Consider the following 17,697-nt stretch of genomic DNA (forward strand, 5'->3'; position numbering starts at 1 on the left):
TTGCCCTGGCGAGTGGGTGGGGGCATCGTCAGTACGGACCTATGAGACCTTGCCATAGCTAGCGCCACCGCGGTGGAACCGTTCACGTCGCGCTTGGCGTTCAGCTGCCGTCATAGTGAGTCCATTCGGTCGCGTAGAGACGTCTCCTGCTGAGGCAATCGGATCGAGGTTCCAACCAACAATCTTGGCGATATGTTCTCCGACTGCACGCGCGAGTGGCGGGGGCACCGCGTTACCGACTTGTCGGTACTGCTGAAGCCGCGAAAGCGAGTCGGGCCAGATGAAATCATCCGAGAAGCCCTGGATGCGAGCGGATTCACGGACCGTGATCACGCGATCGTGCTCGTAATGCACGGGGCGAAGCGGAGAGAAATTGCCGGAGCCAGCTCGGAGCGTGTAACTGGGGCGATCTGGGTGGAGGCGGTCGTGAAACGATCCCTTTTCCCGCTTGCCGGGCACGAGAGTTGCAAAGCGCTTGAGCATCTGATCTGTGTGATTTGTAGGCTCATGATTTGGCACGTCGTGACTTTCTGGCTGATCCACATTAGGCAGATCTCCGATTGCCATTCGCGAGGTGATTATAGGCTGGGTGAGCAGCGTGTCGTCGCCGTGAGTGGGCATCGGTGGAAAGTCGAACGGATCCACACCCTTAATGCCTACGATGATCAACCGACGACGATTCTGCGGTACTCCGTAATGTGCGCCATTCAGGATCGCAGATCGAGTGGTGTAACCAAGCTCTGACAGCGTCGATTCGATTGTACGAAGGACATAGCCATCATGGCTCGTCGCGAGTGCGGGGACGTTCTCGATAAGGACGGCCCGTGGATCAGATTCCTTCACCAAACGCAGGAACTCTTGGACGAGGAACCCTCTGGGGTCGTTCAAGCCCTGCCGCTTACCTGCAACGCTGAACGGCTGACACGGTGGGCCGCCTACCAGCAGGTCCACGCGGTCGACACCCGCAATTTCGAGAAGTTCGTTCCCATTCAAAACGGATACATCTCCGACGACGCCTTTAGAACCGCGATACTCGTGGTTGTGCCTAAACGCGACGATGCTCGGCGCGTCGAAATCGACCCCGAGTCGGACATCGAATCCCGCATCGAGCAATCCGGTGCTCGTGCCGCCACATCCAGAGAAAAGCTCGATAGCGATCGGTCGATCGCTCATAGCACGACCGACTTGGTATCGCGAACGAGTGCAAGTTGCGCGTCGGACAACTTTAAACGATAGGATTCCGCTCTGGTCACCGATACCTCACTTGGCTCCGTGGTTACATTGAACTCCAAGAAGTGGAGTATCCCGCGCTCGTCGACCTTGATGGCAAGTGGCCGCACCTCATGCCTGGGGAAGTAGTGCTTGCAGAATGCGACCTGAGTTGCAATTTGAACACGGTTCACCGGATCCGCGACTGCCTTTGCTTCGATCGGGATCACCACGGGCAACTCATCGTCGCGAACGGCGACGCCCACGTCGAGTTCATCAAGTTCGGCCTGGCCGATCTGGTTGACGCTCTTGCGGACGTGGGAGCGCAGGCGGAACACTCGCAGTGCGGTGAAGTGATCGAGAAGTTGACAGTATGTGACGACGGATAGCAATGCTTGCTCGTCAACGTCGGCTAAGTTCTCGGGTAGAAGTCGACGCACCGGTAGAGGCGTCAAGTCGAGCGCCTCGGTCGGGATCGTGTCGGGCAGTTCGATAATCGCGCTGCTGGCCTTTTCGAGGCTGTAACTACCTCGGCCGATCTGGCGGATGATGTAGAAGCCGTGGGCGGTTATTTCGGCCGGAATTACCGTTCGTGAGCGCATCCTGTAAACAAGGTCAGCCGGATTGCGGACGGTAATGTCAAGTGCGAGCGCTGCGTCCCGGACGTCGTCGAGTGTGAATGGGATGGCCCGCATTCCCTCTGCGTACTTGGCGCGGAAAATGTGGAGAAGGATTGGGACGTAGACGCGGCTCGACAAGCCATGTGACTGGAGACTTCTACGTGGCGCAGCGGGCATGGCGCCAGGGTACCGGGAGGGGCGGACATGGCCCGGTCTGTCGCGGCGCGGGGCTAGCTCTCGCCCGTTGCACGTGGCAGCGCGCTCGCGGGGAACATGCGTGTGGGGTGGCTCCTTGGCGGCGGTCGGGCGGGATCTCTTGTCGCTCACGGCTGTCATGCCGCGCGCACCAGCCCTACCGCCTGCATGTCACGCACTGCCCGGTCGACGAGAGTTCTGGACATGCCCACGGCCCTCGCGATGCTCTGGTGGCGTTCGCCGCGCCTGTGCATGTCGAGGATGACGGCGAGGTTGTCGCGTGTGCGCTTGGACTGGGGATGGGGGCTGGCGAGGGTGCCGAGAATGTCGAGCTCGTTGGCCTCGGTCGCGGTCAGCTCGCGGAGCATGACCATATTGTCCGTGTGCTGCACGTCGCCGTCCACGCTAGCCGCAGGGATTGTCCGGGCGTCAGGGCGCGCTACGACCAGGCCTGCGAGGTTCTCAAGGGCTGCAAGTGCGGCGACCGGAGCCATGGCCGCGACGACTGTGCCGACGAACGGCTGAGCGGCCTCAGAGACACCGAGCGAATGCGCAGCGTTTCCCAGGAGCGAGACCAGCGTGAACGCGGCGAGCAGGCACCAGGAGAACCAAGCCGACTGTCCACGAGCCCGCCTCACGAGCGCTGAGAGGCTGTAGACGACTAGGGCGACGTCGAGCATGACGGGGACGGCCCAGGCGAGCCCCTGCGGGACATGCGCCCATCCCGCCACGTCGTAGAGTGCGACGGACGACAGGGCAAAAGACGCGAGGAAGACGATGGTGGTGCCCATCGCGATGGTCCACAGGACGGGCCGCGAGTCTGGGTTGAGGCGCTGGCTGCTCACTCGTCGTCCTTCCGCGCTGAGCTGATGGCGACGTGGGTGGCAACAACCCACGTCGTAGTGGTGGAGACCGTGAGTTCCGCGAGGACGGCTGCGAGCTGGCGGGCGGCGAGGTGCGCCGGCACGTCGGCAAGGATGCGCTCGTAGGCCTTCTCCGCGCGCCTCACGATCCTGTCCGAGGCGTGCTGGGCGGCGTCGCGGTCGATGACGCCGGAGTTGAGGCTGGCAAACGTGATCTCGCGGACGGCGCTGCTCATGATCTCGTCGAGATGGATGAACGCAGCGTTGACCTCGTCAGTAAACGTCCGGGTCTGATGGGTGCTCATATGGCTGCTCCTTGTTGTTGGTTGGTCAGGCAGGGATGCCACGGCGGCAGAGGGCGCAGTAGGCGGAGCCACGCGGCTCGCCGTGCGAGCACTCGTGGTGAGGAGAAGCGTCACGACGGGGAATCGTCGGGAGACTTCCCCGTGAGGGCGAGGAGGCTTGCAGCGAGTTCCGGATGGCAGAGCGACGACGTTTGCCGAGCACGAACGACACGCCCTCAACACGACGTTGTGTCACTGCCCGTCGCGCGTCGACGGCGGCGTCCTTCATCGAGCGAGCCAGGCCCACGAGAGCCAGGACCGCGCCTTTGGCGATGCGCACGTGCGATGGGACGCATTTACCGGCGACGACGCCGCCACGGCGCCAGATGATGAGCCCTCGCGCCTCGAGCTCGGACAGGCGGGACCGGACCCAGCGCTCGGAGTAGCCGGAGGCGTCCGCGAGTTGTGGAGCGGTCACCAGCCCCTCGCCGGAGCCGTATGGGAGCAGGTCAACCAGGGCGCGCAGCATCGCCCGCGTGCCCTTGTGCTCGGAACCGGAAATGTCACCCCAGCCCGCACGGGCGAGGCTCGTCAGGATGTCGCGCGTTGGCGCGTGTGCAGTGAGGGTCACGCAGCACCACCGAGAACGGGCACGAGCGCGAGAACGGCGACATCCTCAGGAGTGCTCTGCCCATCGACCCGCCATCGCGCGGCGACCTCTTCGGCCTCGGCCAGCGTCGTGCAGGTGCGAGACCATTCATCTCCGATGATCCAGTTGCGGTTCCCGGTCCAGGGCCGGCGCTCCGCGACCATGTACGCGATGGGGGCCGTGCGAGTAGGGTTCTTCAACGTCGGGGCTCCATCCCGGCCATGCCCCGGACCTGTTGCAGCAGGTGCCGGGGCGTACTCGTGGCTAGGGTGTGGGCGTGAGTTCTCGGAGCGGCAAGTTGCTTTTACTCGACACCGCGAGCCTGTACTTCCGTGCCTTCTACGGCCTGCCCGACTCGCTGCGCTCCCCCGACGGCAAGCCCGTCAACGCGGTGCGCGGCCTGCTCGACATGATCGCGTTCCTCGTCACGGAGCACGGGCCGGACCGGCTCGTGGCGTGCTGGGACGAGGACTGGCGGCCGGCGTTCCGCGTCGACGCGATCGGGTCCTACAAGGAGCACCGGGTCGCCGCGGTCACGCCCGCCGGCGAGCCGGACGTCGAGGAGGTGCCCGACGCGCTCACCCCGCAGGTCCCCGTGATCGTCGACGTGCTGGCCGCGCTCGGCATCGCCCGCGTGGGCGCGCCGGGCTTCGAGGCCGACGACGTCATCGGCACCCTGGTCACCCGCGAGGTGGCCCGCAGCGCCGCGACCGCGCTTCCCGTGGCGGGCGCCGTCGGGATGGTGATGCCCGCCAGCGTCGACATCGTCACCGGCGACCGCGACCTGTTCCAGCTCGTCGACGACGCGGCCGGCGTGCGCGTGCTGTACCCAGCGCGGGGCGTGCGCGACCCCGACGTCGTCGACCAGGCGAGGCTCGCCGAGAAGTACGGCGTGCCGAGCGGGCAGGCGTACGCCGACATGGCGACGCTGCGCGGCGACCCGTCCGACGGCCTACCCGGCGTGCCCGGCATCGGGGAGAAGACGGCCGCCAAGCTGCTCGCCGCGTTCGGCGACCTGGCCGGCCTCCGCGCCGCCGCCGAGCACGGCGCGAAGGGGATCACCCCGACCCAGCGGCAGAAGCTGCTCGACGCCGCGGCCTACCTCGACGTCGCCCCCACGGTGGTGCAGGTCGCGCACGACGCCCCCGTCGGCGAGGTCGACGACACCCTGCCGCGGGAGCCGAAGGACCCCGAGGCGCTGGACGCCCTCGCCGAGCGGTGGGGCATCCGGTCCAGCGTGGACCGCGTGCTCACCGCGCTCGCCGCGCGCCCCTGACGCCCGTCCCGGACCTCACGAGCACCAGGCGGCGGTCGCGGCGGTCCGCACGTCGGCGGCGAGGGTCGACGGGTCGGCGTGCCACAGCAGCACGGACACCCCGAGCGACCCCGACGCTCCCTCGTGGGTCCTGGTCGCCGCACGACGCACGTGCACAAGCCGCCCGCTCGTCGTCGCCGGCGTGCGGCGGTACCGTTCGCCGGGCATCACGGGGATCCATACCCAGGCGGCCTGCGTGCCCGTCGGGCCCGCCTCCGGGACGGGGAGCCCGGCCTGCAACGCCAGGTTGGCCCGTTCCAGGTGCACGGCCGCGTGCAGGCGGGCCAGCTCGGAGACCAGGGCACCCGGTGCCCTGGCGGCGACCTCGATGACGACCAGCTCGTCGTCGGTGGTGCGGGCGAACTCCGTGTGGACGACGAACGCGCCCTCGCCCCCGAGGGCGGCGACCACGGCGGCGTCGAGCGCATGGGCCCGCCGCGCGAGCTCGTCGTCGTGCGGGACGGTCCAGCCCCCGAGGCGGCGTCCCGACGGCAGGTCGAGCAGCGGACCAAGGTAGGTGCCGGCCTGCACCGGGGTGACCTCGCCGTCCCGGACGAGGGCGTTGACGTGGTGGAACGTGCCGTCCAGGTACTCCTCGACCTGCCAGCCGTGGTCTCCCTCGTGGTCGGCGAGCCAGGCCCGCAGGTCGGCCTCCTCGCGCAGGACGCGCACGCCGCGGGAGTTGGCCTCCGTCCGTGGCTTGGCCACGACCGGGAGACCCACGCGTCCGACGATCCACGGGACGCCGTGCTCCGGTCCCGGCACGCCGTCGCGCAGCGCCTCGAACCGCGGCACGCGCACCCCCGCCGCGGCGAGGCGCTCCTTTGTCACGACCTTGTCGAGGTAGTGCTCCGGCCGGGAGGGGTGCCGCTGCGGCAGCCCGAACTGCTCACGCAGCCGGGCGCACGCCGCGACGCAGTACTCGTCGTTGGCGACGATCTGGACCGGCCGACCCGCCGCCAGGCCCCGGATCGTGCCGGCCCAGGCCTCCCGCGAGGCCCGGAGCACCTGCGGCGTCTCCGCGTCGACGTCCTCGCGCAGCACGTCGCCGGCCTCGGCGTCGGTGAGGACGACGACGTCCCAGGCCGCCGGGTCGAACGTGTCCGCGGGGTCCGTCGTCAGCGGCTGGCGCGAGTGGAGGACGACGGCCAGCGGCCGCACCGGCACGCCGTCAGCGGGCACGGTCGAACACGCAGAACTCGTTGCCCTCGGGGTCGGCCATGACGGTCCAGCCGATCTCGTCGTCCTGCGCGCGCAGCACGCGCGCGCCGCGGGCGACGAGGTCGTCGAGGGTGGCCCCGTCGTCCAGCGTGACGTCCCAGTGCCAGCGGTTCTTGGCCGTCTTGGCCTCGGGCACGGGGACGAAGTCGAACGACTCGAACGGGACGCCCGCCCCCTCGTCGAGGTAGGCGTAGTCCATGTCGTCGTCCTGCGTGAGCGTGCCGCCCAGCAGCTCGTGCCAGAACGCCGCGACCCTCCGGTAGTCCGCGCAGTCGACGACGACGTCCTTGAGCCGGTAGTCCGGCACCTCGTCGTCCGTGAAGACGCAGAACTCGCCGCCCTCGGGGTCGGCCAGCGTCGTGTAGTGGTACCGACCGGGCTCGGTCAGGCGCGGCTGGTCGGGGAGCTCGTCGAGCGACCGGGCCCGCACGTCGGGGTGCACGCGGTGCTTCACCGACTTCGCCTCCGGCACGGTGTTGACCCAGATCGTCCGCGCCGGCACGGGGTCGGGGCCTGGGTCGCGCAGGACAACGTCACCGTTGTCCAGAGGCTCCGCCCGCAGCCCCAGGGTGCCGGCCCAGAACGCCCCCAGCGTGGCCGCGTCCACGGCGTCGACGCACAGGTCCTTGAACGTCACCAGGCTCATGACCGGCAGCGTAGCCGCGCCTCAGCCCAGCGCGGACTCGACGAGGTCGGCGGCCCGCCGGGTGCCGCCCTCGGCCCGTGCGTCCGCCTGCAGCGCGGCCGAGCGGCGCGCGACCTCGGGGTCGGAGGTGAGCTCGAGCAGGGCGGCGCGCAGCTCGTCGGCGGTCGAGTCGGCGGAGCTCAGCCGGCGAGCGACACCGAGCTCGACCAGCCGGTCCGCGTTCATGAACTGGTCGACCGCCTGCGGCACCGCGATCATCGGCACCCCGGCGAGCAGCCCCTCGCTGCTGCCGCCCATCCCGGCATGGGTGACGAAGGCGTCGGCCTGCTCCAGGATCGCCCGCTGCGGCACCCAGGCGTGGACCTCGACGTGCGGCGGGAGCTCGCCGAGGTCGGCCGGGTCCACGTGCTTCCCCACCTGCAGCACGACGTGCCAGCCGGGCAGGTCGCCGAAGGCCACGAGGCACCGGCGGTAGAACTCCGGCTGCCGCGTGTAGGCGGAGCCGAGGGAGACCAGCAGCACCTTCTCCGCGCCCGCCGGCCGGCTCCACCCGGCGCCGTCGTCGCGGATGTCGAAGCACGGTCCGACGAACGTGACCACGCCGGTGTCGACCCGGTCCGCCTGCGGCTGCATCGCCTTCGGGATCGTCGCGAGCACCGTGCCGGGCGCGCCCGGGAAGGCATCGACGTCGGTGGTGGTGGCCCCGTTCGTCGCGAGCCAGCGGGCGAGCTTCTCCCGGTACGCGTCCGCGCCGGGAAGCTGCCACAGCGGCGCCGCGACCTCCTCGGCGTAGCCGTCCCACGCGACGAACGTCGGCGACACCTGGATCACGGGCCGCCCCTGGGACTCGCCGAGCGCCCGCGCCGAGTACCCGCCGATGTCGTACAGGTAGAGGTCGGCCGGGTCGTCGTCGTAGAAGGCGTGCAGCTGCGGCAGCACCTGGATCTGGTCGTCGAGGAACGTCTCCATCGCGCCGATGGCGTCCTCGGGCCAGTCGTTGTCGGCGACCGGCAGCGTGGACGTGACGGGCACCAGCTCCGCGCCCGTGGCCACGACGAGGTCGGCCACCGGGGCGTCGTTCGCGTACGTCACCCGGTGCCCGCGCGCCACCAGCTCGCGGATGACCTCCAGGCTCGGGAGGACGTGGCTGACGGCGGGGACACCGACCATCGCGATGTGGGCAGGGCGGCGAGACATGCAGGAATCACTCCAGGTCGGTGGGGGCGTGCTGCCCATCGTGACCGGGCGCGGGGCCGCCGTGCCAGCGCATTTCCCGACGTCTCGGTCGGTCAGCCCGTGTTCTGCAGACCGGCGGAGACGCCGTTCACGGTGAGCAGCAGCAGGTGCTGCCAGCGGTCCTTGTGGCCGCCGTCCACCCACTCGCCGTCGTCCACCGTGAGGCCCTCGCTGACGCCCTGGCTGCGCAGCGCGCGCAGGGCGCGGACCTGGAGCAGCGACAGCGCGTCGACGTACGGCGAGCGCAGCTGCACCGCGCGGCCGAGGACACGGCGGTTGGCGAGCGGCCACTCGTTGCCGGTGACGCGCAGCACCCACTCGCGGGTGAGCCGCAGCTCGCCGAGCACGAGCTCCGCGAGGTCGTCACGGTCGCCGAGGCCCAGGTACTGCGCGGCGATGTCCTCCTGCGTCTTGGCGAGGCCCATCTCCACGGTGTCGAGCAGCGTGGTGAACAGGGGCCACTCGCGGTACGCGGCCTGGAGCTCCTCCAGCCCGCCCGGCTGCTCGCCGGCCGAGCGCAGCGCCGTGCCGAGGCCGAACCAGCCCGCGAGGTTGATGCGCGCCTGCGACCAGGAGAACACCCACGGGATGGCGCGCAGGTCGTCGAGCGAGTTGACCGACAGGCCGCGCTTGGCGGGACGGGAGCCGATCGGCAGCAGGCCGACCTCCTCCAGCGGCGTGACCTGCGAGAACCACTGCGGGAAGCCCTCGGACTTCACGAGGCCGTGGAACGCGGCGCGCGACGTCTCGTCGAGGGTGGCGGCCAGGGGCGCGAACCGCTCCCGGGCGTCGGCGTTGCGCTTCTCCACCGTCGGCGCCGAGGCGAGCAGCGTCGCCGCGGCGACCTGCTCGATGTGGCGCGCGGCGATGGTCGGGTCGCCGTAGCGGGCGAGGATGACCTCGCCCTGCTCCGTGAGCTTGAACCGGCCGTCCACCGAGTGCGGCGGCTGCGCGAGCACCGCGCGGTTGGCGGGGCCGCCGCCGCGGCCGAGCGAGCCGCCGCGGCCGTGGAACTGGGTGAGCGTGATGTCGTGGCGCTGGGCCCACTCGGCGATCCGCGACTGCGCCTTGTGCAGGGCGAGGGTCGCGGCGACCGGGCCGACGTCCTTCGACGAGTCGGAGTAGCCGAGCATGACCTCGACGCGGCGACCGTTCTCCGCGAGGCGGCGCTGCACCTCGGGGAACTCCAGGATCGCCTCGAGGATGTCGACCGAGTTCTCCAGGTCGTCGAAGGTCTCGAACAGCGGGACGGCGTCGACGACGGGGGCGTCGTCGGAGCCCTCGAACGCGAGCGCGGCGAGCCGGTAGACGGCGGCCAGGTGCTCGGGCGCCTGGGTGAAGGACACGATGTAGCGGCGCGCGGCGCGGATGCCGAACCGCTTCTGCACGGCGCCGAGGGCGCGGTAGGTGTCGAGCACCTCGACCGTGCGCTCGGAGAGGTCGCCGTGGATGCCCTTCTCGTCGATCTCGGCGAGGGCGGCGGCGTGCACCTGCGAGTGCTGGCGCACCTCCAGCTCGGCGAGGTGGAACCCGAAGGTCTGCACCTGCCACACGAGCTTCTGCAGGTCGCCGTACGCGGCGCGCGGGGCGCCGGCCTCGACGAGCGAGCGCTGCACGACCTCCAGGTCGGCGACGAGCTCCTCCGGCTCCCGGTACCCGAGGTCGGCGTCGCGGCGGCGGGTCGCGGCGACCCGACCGGCGATCGCGAGGACGGCGGCCCGGTGCGGCTCGTTGGGCGAGTCGGCGGCCGCGCGGGTGACGAGCTCGTCGGAGAGCTGCCGCATCCGCTGCCACAGCGACCTGAGCTCGGCCGACGCCGGCGTGCCCTCCTCGTCGAGCGTGAGCTTGCGCCCCGTCTCGACCGCCGCCTTCTCGAGCGCGCCGAGCGCGTGCTCGGCGGCGAGGGTCGCGGCCTGGCGGGTGACCTCGGCGGTGACGTTCGGGTTGCCGTCGCGGTCGCCGCCGATCCAGGAACCGAGGTGGACGAACGGGCGGGCGACGGGCGGGACGCTGCCGGCCTCGCCGTCGAGCAGCCAGTCGTCGAGGCGGCGGTACACCTCGGGGAAGGTGGAGAACATCGTGGCGTCGAAGACGCCCATCGCGGTCTTCACCTCGTCCAGCACGGACGGCTTGTGGGCGCGGATCGGCGACGTGCGCCACATGGTGTCGATCTCGGCGAGCAGGCGGCGCTCGTTCTCGGCGAGCGTGGTGCCGCCGGGGCGCATCGTGTCGCGGTCCGCGACCAGCGCGGAGATGCGGCGGACGGCGCCCGAGACGGCGCGGCGGCGGGCCTCGGTGGGGTGCGCGGTCAGCACGGGGCGGAACTCGATCTCGCCCAGGCGCCGCAGCGCCTCGTCGCGGCCGACCTCCTCCGCGAGCTGGGTGAACGCCTGCGGCAGGGAGTCCTCGATGACGACGCCCGACGCGGCGTCCGACTCCCGCGCCCGCAGCACGCGGACCCGGTGGTACTCCTCCGCGAGGTTCGCCAGGTGGAAGTAGCAGGTGAAGGCACGCGCCACCTGCTCGGCGCGCTCCGGCGTGAAGCCGGCCACGACCTCGGCCGCCTCCGCCAGCGTCGCGCCGCCGTCGTCCGCCCCGTAGGCGCGGATGGTCAGGCCGCGGAGACGCTCGACGTCGTCGAGCAGGCTCTGCCCGCCCGCCTCCTTCAGCACGGAACCGAGCAGCCCGCCCAGGAGGCGGATGTCGTCCCGCAGCGGGTCGGGCATCTCGTGGCGCGCCACCACGCGTTCGATCGAGCCGGTGGATCCCAGGTTCTCGCTCACGGGACTAGAGGGTAAGCCGTCTCGCCGACCGGGCGCCCGGCCGTCCGGCAGGTGACCCCCTGGAGTGTGGCTCAGCCCACCCACGACGGGTCGCCGAGGAGGTCCTGCAGCTCGTTCACCAGGCGCGCCGTGTGGAAGCCGTCGGCGGCCGCATGGTGGACCTGCACCGCGACGGGCAGCAGCAGCCGGCCGTCCCGCTCGACGTACCGGCCCAGGGTGACGATCGGCGCGAGGTGGTTCCAGGCGTCCCGGATGTTCAGGGTGAAGCCGGTGAACGACGCCCACGGCAGGCTGGACACGTCGAACGCGTTCGGCGGCGGCGCGCCCTGCGGGAAGAGCTCCGTCGAGTCCCCGTGCTCGGCCAGCACCGCGGCCGCCGCGTCGTGGAACGCGCCGAAGTCGGCGTCGTAGGGCGCCCAGACGCACGAGAACGTCTCCCGTTCCACGTGGAACACCGTGAACGCCGGGTGCACCGTCGGCCAGACCGCGGGCGCGCCGTCGTCCGTGAGGACCAGGCGGAACTCGTCGTGCCGGTTCACGACCGACGCCAGCGCCCACACCTGAGCGAGGTACGTCCGGCGCGACGACGCGCGCAGCTCCGCCGCGAACGCCGTCACGTCCAGCTCCACCGTCATCGCGTACGTGCACGGCGACGCCCGGTAGTGCTCGAAGTGCTGTCGGCGCGGCCAGGTGTCCAGGTCGATCGGCGCGGGGGTCTCCATGCGCCCAGCGTCTCAGCGGGGCCGCCCTGCGGCGCAGGTCTTTTCGCGGGCGCCCGGCCTACAGCTCGACGACGACCTTGCCCTTGGCACGCCCGCGCTCCAGGTAGGCGAACGCGCGGGCGATGTCGGCGAACGGGAAGGTCCGGTCGACGACGGGGCGCACGTGGCCGCCGTCGACCAGGTCGGCCAGGGTGGCGAGGTCCGCACCGCTCGGGTGCATGAAGAGATAGCGGTAGCGCACGCCCGCGTGCCGGGCCCGGCGGCGGATCGCGGTGCTGGCCGCCCACAGGAGGGCCGCCTTGAGGGGTCCGGCGTCCAGGTCGACGCGCGCCGTCGTCGCGTCCGGGAGGCCGGCGACCGAGACGACCGTGCGGCCCGGCCGGAGGATGGTGAAGGCGTCGGTGAGGTCCTGGCCGCCGCTGAGGTCGAGCACGCCGTCGTAGTCGTGCAGGACGTCGGCGAACCGCTCGGCGCGGTAGTCCACCACCCGTGCGGCGCCGAGCGAGCGCACGAGGGCCGCGCCGCGGGCGGACGCCGTCGTCGTCACCTCGGCGCCGAGCCATACCGCGAGCTGGATCGCGAGGGTGCCGACGCCGCCCGCCCCGCCGGTGACGAGCACCCGGTCGCCGGGCGCCACCTTCAGCTCGTCACGCAGGGCCTGCAACGCGGTCAGCCCCGCGAGGGGCAGCGACGCGGCCTCGACGAACCCGAGCGACGCGGGCATCGCCGCCACCAGGCTCTCGTGCACGGCGGCGTACTCGGCGAACGCGCCCAGCCGCCGCTTGTCGACCCGCGCGAAGACCCGGTCCCCCACCGCGAACCGGGTGACCCTGGCGCCCACGGCCGCCACCTCACCGGCCAGCTCGCTGCCCGCCACCAGAGGCAGGCGGAGCCGGGTGATGACCCGCAGGCCGCCGTCGCGCGTCTTGAAGTCGATCGGGTTCAGGCCCGCGGCGCGCACCCGGACCAGCACCTCGCCGGGCCCTGCGACCGGGCGCGGCACCTCGCGCATCTCCATCACGCCCGGGTGGCCGTAGCGCCTCAGCACGTACCCCTGCATCCTTCGTCCCCCTCCGTCGGTGGCCCGGCCCTCGCCACCGGGCGACCGCCCCCGGCGTCCGGCGCGCGCCGCGGGCCGCGCCCCCATAGCGTGACACCGCGACCAGGCAGCGCCACCTGCGGCGGGGCCCGGCCGTCGTGACGCACCCCACGTCCCGCAGCTCCCCGCGGGACGTCGCCCGCACCCCCGAGGAGGTACGGCCATGGCCGTCCAGGTCAGCATCGACAACTTCGCCCGCGCGGAGACGGACACGATGATCGCGAGGATGCTGCCGATGGTGGGCGGCCTCGGCATCTTCCACCACGACCGCGCCCTCGCTCCGCTCGACGAGCAGCCGGTGATCCGGCAGAACCGGGACACGCTGTACTCGGTGGCGGTCGTCGACCTGGGCGCGGGAGACGCGACGCTGACGGTGCCCGAGGTCGGCGACCGGTACCTGTCGGTGATGGTGATCAACCAGGACCACTACATCAACCGGGTTTTTCACAAGGCTGGCTCGTCCGTCCTCTCCCGTGACGAGTTCGGCACGGACTACGTGGTCGTGGCGGCGCGGACGCTCTTCGACCCGACGAGCCCCGCCGACGTCGAGGAGGTGCACCGCCTCCAGGACGGGCTCGCCCTCGCCACCGCCGAGCAGCGCGAGTTCGTGCGCCCCGACTACGACCCGGCCAGCCATCAGGAGGTGCGCGGGGCCCTGCTCACCCTCGGCCGCACGATGGGCGGCCTCGAGCACTGCTTCGGCCGGGCGGAGGACGTCGACCCGGTGCGGCACCTCGTCGGCACGGCGCTCGGGTGGGGCGGCCTGCCCGACGCCGAGGCGTCGTACCTGAACGTCGAGCCGCGGCTCCCGGTGGGCCGGTACACGATCATGTTCGACGACGTCCCCGCCGATGCGTTCTGGTCCCTCAGCGTCTACAACGCCGACGGCTACTTCGAGCCCGGCCCGAGCGGCCTGACCAACGTGAACTCCGTCTTCGCGACGCCGGACCCGGACGGCCGCGTCACGATCCACCTCGGCGACTGGCCCGACGACACGCCCCACCGCATCCCGCTGCCCGAGGGGTGGAACTTCACCGTCCGCCTGTACCGGCCGCGGCTCGACGAGCTCGCCACCTGGACGGTCCCGCCCGTCGTGCCCGCCTGACTCCCGCCGAGGCCCGCGGTCCGGGTCGGCCGCTCAGCCGACCCGGACCCGGCCGTAGCCGACGGCGATGGCGGCGCCGGCGAGCGCGAACCCCGCCCACGCCCAGCCGCCGTGGGAGAGCGGCCCGGCGAGCAGCGCACCCACGACGGACGACCCGACGACGCCGCCCACGGCGAGCGCCAGGCCGTTGACGCCGAACCGGGTGGCGACGGACGCGGCGGGCGCGCCCGCGGCGACGACCGCGCTCATCGCGGGCTGGAACACCATCTGCCCGAGCGTGAACACGACCATCCCCGCGACGAGCGACGCGACGCCCGGGCCGCCGCCGAGCACGGCGATGCCCGTCCCCATCGTCGCGACCCCGAGCGCGAGCACCAGGGGCAGCCGCAGCCGCGCCTGCAGCCATCGCGTGACGGGCACGGTGAGGACCAGGACGAGGACGGCCGCCGCCGCGTAGACCGCGCCGACCCCGACGCTGCTGCCGAGCACGGCGTCCAGCCGCAGCGGCACGACGAGCTGGAGCTGCGTGAAGACCGCCCACGCGGCGGCGTTGAGCAGGCACAGCGCGACGAGCGCGCGCCGCGCCTCGCGGCGCATCCCGCCGGTGGCCGGCGCGGGGGCGGCGTCGGGCTCGGCGGCCCGCCCGAGCCCGAACCAGGTGAGCGGCGCGGCGGCGAGGAACAGGCCCGCCGCGACCCAGCACACGACGTCGAACCCGGTGGCCACGAGCAGCCCGCCGAGCAGCGGCCCGACGACGAACCCGGCGTTGCTCAACGCCTCGCGCCGAGCGAAGACGTCGGGCCGGGCGCCGCCGAGCCGCGCGTACGCGGCGTACGACGCGGGATGGAACAGCGCGCCCCCGAGGCCGACGGCGACCCCCGCGGCGCCCACCGCGAGCGGCGTCGTCGCGAGGGCCAGCGCGCCGAAGCCGGCGGCCCGCACGAGCACGCCCGCCACGATGGTGCGGCGCACGCCCCACCGGTCCGCGAGGATCCCGGCCGGGAGCTGGAGCCCCTGCTGGGCACCGGCGCGGATCCCGGCGAGCAGCCCGACGAGGGCCAGGCCGAAACCCAGCCCGTCGGCCAGGTGCACGGCGAGCAGCGGCACGAGCACGTAGAAGCCCGTCGCCATGACGAACGTGTTGCCGTACAGGGCGAGCATCGCGCCCCGGGGAGGTGTCACCGCGGGCCGAGCACCCCCGCGAGCGCCGCGAGCTTGCGCGGCATGTCGTACGCCGCGCCGCCCTCGTGCCCGTTGTACGGGAAGACCTCGATCTCCGCCGGGCCGCCGTAGCGGTGGTAGGCCGCGAACACGGTGGACGGCGGGCAGATCTTGTCCATGAGCGCGACGGAGAACCAGCCGGGGCAGCGGGCGCGCGCGGCGAAGTTGGTGGCGTCGAAGTACGAGAGCGTGCGCATCACGTCCTCGACCTCGAACCGGTGCCCCTTGAGGTAGCGGGCGATCTCGGAGTACGGGCCCTCGTCGGTGATCTGCGACGCCCGCCGGTAGTGGCTGAGGAAGGGGACGTCGGCGATCACCCCGGCGAGGTCGTCGCGCAGGCCGGCGACGGCGAGCGCGAGCCCGCCCCCCTGGCTGCCGCCGAGCACCGCGACCCGGGTGGGGTCGACCTCGGGCAGCGCCTTGACGGCGTCGACGGCGCGCACGGCGTCGGTGATGAGGCGCCGGTAGAAGTGCTTGGCCGGGTCCTCGATGCCGCGGGTGAGGAAGCCGGGCGACGACGACCCGTGCCCCTCGGGCGCGACGTCCGCGGTGTCGGCGGTCGTCTTGCCGCCGCCCCCCTGGCCCCGGTTGTCCATGACCAGGTGCGCGTACCCGGCCGCGGACCACGTGAGCCACTCCCACGGGACGCCGCGCCCGCCGTTGTACCCGATGTACTGCACGACGGCGGGCAGCGGCCCGGAGCGCTCGCGCGGGAGCAGCAGCCACGCCTTGACCGGCTGGCCCGCCCACCCGGAGAACGTCACGTCGCGCACCTCGACGGTGGCGAGCCCGGCGTCGAACGGCACCTGCTCCGGCGCGGTGGCGGCGGCCGCCGCGGTATCGAGCGTCTGCTTCCAGAACGCGTCGAAGTCCGCGGGCTCCTCGGGCTCCGGGCGGTAGGCACGCAGGTCGTCGAGGGGCTTGTCGAAGAAGGCCATGCGGGTGCTCCTGGGTCGTGGTGGTGCGGGTCGTGGCTGGTGCGGGTCGGCGCGGCGGTTCCGGCGTCAGGGGGCGGCGGGGCCGACGTCGGACCGCTCGAGGGGCGTCCGGGTGACCGGCGCGCCGGACACCTCGTCGGCGCCGACGTCGGGCCGCCGGTCGCGGGGCTGGCCGTCCATGTCCTCGGTGAGGAACGGGTACGAGCCGACCGCCGTGTTCACGGCGGGGCCGGGGCGCAGCCGCCACAGCCCGTCGGCGCGCACGAGCCGAGGGTCGGCGACGCGGACCTCGCGCGGCCCGACGTCGAGCCCGACGGTCGCGGCACCGGTCGGGTACGCGAGGTTCCCGGAGTACGTGATCCCCGCGGGCTGCTTGTGCTCCACGAAGAGCGGGCCGGCCGAGCCGACGACGAGGTTGTCGGCCACGAGGGAGTCGACCGGCGGGTAGAGGTAGTTCGCGCCGACCTCGATGGTCGCGGCGTTGTCCACGAAGGTGTTGTGGACGACGGTCGCGCGGTGCACCCGCCAGTGCGCCGACGTCGCGCCGGAGCCGTCCACGTCGCCGCCGTCGATCTGGAGGGCGGCCGTGTACCCGGACCCGCGGAGGCCCTCGAAGTAGTTGTCGAACACGAGCTGGTCGTCGCCGTACAGCCGCACACCGCCGGTGCCGGGCTTGCCCTCGCCGAGGAAGACGTTGCCCTGGATGACGTTGCGGTCGCCGCGCCGGGCGACGAACGCGCCGGCCGACCGGCGCACCGTGTTGAACCGCACGGTGTTGTCGTCGCTCTTGATCGAGACGATCTCCGGGTCGGAGTCGGTGTTCTCGAACAGGTTGTGCTCGACGACGGCGAACGAGCTGGAGTCCGACAGCGCGGAGACGCCGAGCCGGATCGCCTCGCCGCCGTTGACCGGCTGCGCGGGGCTGTCCCCGAACCAGTTGTGGTCGATGCGGTCGTGCTGGGAGATCTGCGTGGCCCCGCCGTACACGGTGACGTAGTTGCCCATCAGCGTCTTGTCGTGGAAGGAGTTGTGGTCGATGCGGTGGTAGCCGCTGCCCTCCCCCGAGATCTGCAGCCAGTGCCGCGACGACGTCGGGTCGGCCGGCGGCTCGAACGTCAGCGCGACGTCGTTGCGCGTGAACCGCACGTGGGTGGACGCCGTGATCTTCAGCGTGGTGGCGTTCCGGAAGGTCAGCCCGCGCACCACGACGTGGCTGGACCGCGCGACCTCCAGCTGGCCGCTCGTGACGACCGCGCCGCCGAGGGCGGCGGCCTCCACGACGACCGGCGCGTCGGCGGTGCCCGCCTTGTCGGCCAGCTTGACCATCGTGTACTCGCCGTCGGCCAGCACGATGCGGTCGCCGGGCAGGGCCGCCTTGAACGCGGCCGCCAGCTCGGCGCTGGTGCCCACGCGGACGGTGCGCAGCGGCGCGGGGTCGGCGTCGTCCGCGGCTGCGGGCGAGGAGCCCGCGCCGACGGCGGGGGCCGGGGTCTCGGCGAGCGCGGGCGCCGCGCAGCCGAGGGAGAGCCCGAGCGCGAGGGCGAGAGGCAGCGCGAGGTGCTTCTTCATGGTTCCTCCAGGAGTCTCGGGA

General features: G+C 71.9%; 16 protein-coding genes. 2 read left to right on the forward strand and 14 right to left on the reverse strand.

The window, feature by feature from the left end; genetic code table 11:
* Positions 1 to 39: 39 nt before the first annotated feature.
* From ACFQ8E_RS02880 to ACFQ8E_RS02900, 5 genes are all read right to left on the reverse strand, one after another.
* Entirely contained in the window at positions 40 to 1,173 is a 1,134-nt protein-coding gene (locus tag ACFQ8E_RS02880) for a DNA cytosine methyltransferase (RefSeq protein ID WP_430549071.1), read from the reverse strand.
* A complete protein-coding gene (locus ACFQ8E_RS02885; protein ID WP_430549072.1) occupies positions 1,170 to 2,006 on the reverse strand; it encodes a hypothetical protein in 837 nt (278 codons plus the stop codon). Before ACFQ8E_RS02885 ends, ACFQ8E_RS02880 begins: the two co-directional genes overlap by 4 nt.
* A 155-nt stretch (positions 2,007 to 2,161) precedes the next feature.
* Positions 2,162 to 2,869 carry a DUF2637 domain-containing protein gene (locus tag ACFQ8E_RS02890; RefSeq protein WP_430549073.1) on the reverse strand — a complete coding sequence of 236 codons (708 nt, stop codon included), beginning with the start codon at positions 2,867 to 2,869 and terminating at the stop codon, positions 2,162 to 2,164.
* The gene (locus ACFQ8E_RS02895; protein ID WP_430549074.1) at positions 2,866 to 3,192 is read right to left on the reverse strand and encodes a hypothetical protein; all 327 of its coding nucleotides are present in this window, start codon (positions 3,190 to 3,192) and stop codon (positions 2,866 to 2,868) included. The genes ACFQ8E_RS02890 and ACFQ8E_RS02895 overlap by 4 nt, the downstream gene beginning before the upstream one ends.
* A gap of 25 nt (positions 3,193 to 3,217) precedes the next feature.
* Positions 3,218 to 3,802: a hypothetical protein gene (locus tag ACFQ8E_RS02900; RefSeq protein ID WP_430549075.1), complete on the reverse strand. Its 585-nt coding sequence runs from the start codon at positions 3,800 to 3,802 to the stop codon at positions 3,218 to 3,220.
* A gap of 295 nt (positions 3,803 to 4,097) precedes the next feature.
* Here ACFQ8E_RS02900 and ACFQ8E_RS02905 point away from each other — a divergent pair, with 295 nt between their 5' ends.
* The gene (locus ACFQ8E_RS02905; protein ID WP_430549076.1) at positions 4,098 to 5,096 is read left to right on the forward strand and encodes a 5'-3' exonuclease H3TH domain-containing protein; all 999 of its coding nucleotides are present in this window, start codon (positions 4,098 to 4,100) and stop codon (positions 5,094 to 5,096) included.
* Positions 5,097 to 5,111: 15 nt separating this feature from the next.
* Here the strand turns inward: ACFQ8E_RS02905 and ACFQ8E_RS02910 are convergent, their stop codons facing one another.
* The 6 genes from ACFQ8E_RS02910 to ACFQ8E_RS02935 all read right to left on the reverse strand — a co-directional run bounded on the left by ACFQ8E_RS02910 (position 5,112) and on the right by ACFQ8E_RS02935 (position 12,791).
* On the reverse strand, positions 5,112 to 6,317 hold the full coding sequence (locus ACFQ8E_RS02910; RefSeq protein ID WP_430549077.1) for an acetyl-CoA carboxylase biotin carboxylase subunit family protein: 1,206 nt from the start codon (positions 6,315 to 6,317) through the stop codon (positions 5,112 to 5,114).
* A complete protein-coding gene (locus ACFQ8E_RS02915) occupies positions 6,307 to 7,002 on the reverse strand; it encodes a VOC family protein (RefSeq protein ID WP_430549078.1) in 696 nt (231 codons plus the stop codon). The genes ACFQ8E_RS02910 and ACFQ8E_RS02915 overlap by 11 nt, the downstream gene beginning before the upstream one ends.
* A gap of 21 nt (positions 7,003 to 7,023) precedes the next feature.
* Positions 7,024 to 8,199: a macrolide family glycosyltransferase gene (locus ACFQ8E_RS02920; RefSeq protein WP_430549079.1), complete on the reverse strand. Its 1,176-nt coding sequence runs from the start codon at positions 8,197 to 8,199 to the stop codon at positions 7,024 to 7,026.
* Between the two features lie 92 nt (positions 8,200 to 8,291).
* A complete protein-coding gene (locus tag ACFQ8E_RS02925; protein WP_430549494.1) occupies positions 8,292 to 10,964 on the reverse strand; it encodes a phosphoenolpyruvate carboxylase in 2,673 nt (890 codons plus the stop codon).
* Between the two features lie 128 nt (positions 10,965 to 11,092).
* Entirely contained in the window at positions 11,093 to 11,743 is a 651-nt protein-coding gene (gene catA / locus ACFQ8E_RS02930; protein ID WP_430549080.1) for a type A chloramphenicol O-acetyltransferase, read from the reverse strand.
* A 58-nt stretch (positions 11,744 to 11,801) separates the two neighbouring features.
* Entirely contained in the window at positions 11,802 to 12,791 is a 990-nt protein-coding gene (locus ACFQ8E_RS02935) for an NADP-dependent oxidoreductase (protein ID WP_430549081.1), read from the reverse strand.
* 214 nt (positions 12,792 to 13,005) lie between these two features.
* Here ACFQ8E_RS02935 and ACFQ8E_RS02940 point away from each other — a divergent pair, with 214 nt between their 5' ends.
* Positions 13,006 to 13,947 (forward strand): DUF1254 domain-containing protein, encoded by a 942-nt coding sequence (locus ACFQ8E_RS02940; protein WP_430549082.1) that lies wholly within the window; start codon positions 13,006 to 13,008, stop codon positions 13,945 to 13,947.
* 33 nt (positions 13,948 to 13,980) lie between these two features.
* Here the strand turns inward: ACFQ8E_RS02940 and ACFQ8E_RS02945 are convergent, their stop codons facing one another.
* The 3 genes from ACFQ8E_RS02945 to ACFQ8E_RS02955 form a co-directional block, all read right to left on the reverse strand.
* Entirely contained in the window at positions 13,981 to 15,129 is a 1,149-nt protein-coding gene (locus ACFQ8E_RS02945; RefSeq protein WP_430549083.1) for an MFS transporter, read from the reverse strand.
* On the reverse strand, positions 15,126 to 16,106 hold the full coding sequence (locus ACFQ8E_RS02950) for an acetylxylan esterase (RefSeq protein WP_430549084.1): 981 nt from the start codon (positions 16,104 to 16,106) through the stop codon (positions 15,126 to 15,128). Before ACFQ8E_RS02950 ends, ACFQ8E_RS02945 begins: the two co-directional genes overlap by 4 nt.
* A gap of 66 nt (positions 16,107 to 16,172) precedes the next feature.
* The gene (locus ACFQ8E_RS02955) at positions 16,173 to 17,675 is read right to left on the reverse strand and encodes a polysaccharide lyase 6 family protein (RefSeq protein ID WP_430549085.1); all 1,503 of its coding nucleotides are present in this window, start codon (positions 17,673 to 17,675) and stop codon (positions 16,173 to 16,175) included.
* Between the last annotated feature and the right edge of the window lie 22 nt (positions 17,676 to 17,697).

The organism is Isoptericola sp. NPDC056573 (genome assembly GCF_042793335.1).
Lineage (GTDB): Bacteria > Actinomycetota > Actinomycetes > Actinomycetales > Cellulomonadaceae > Isoptericola.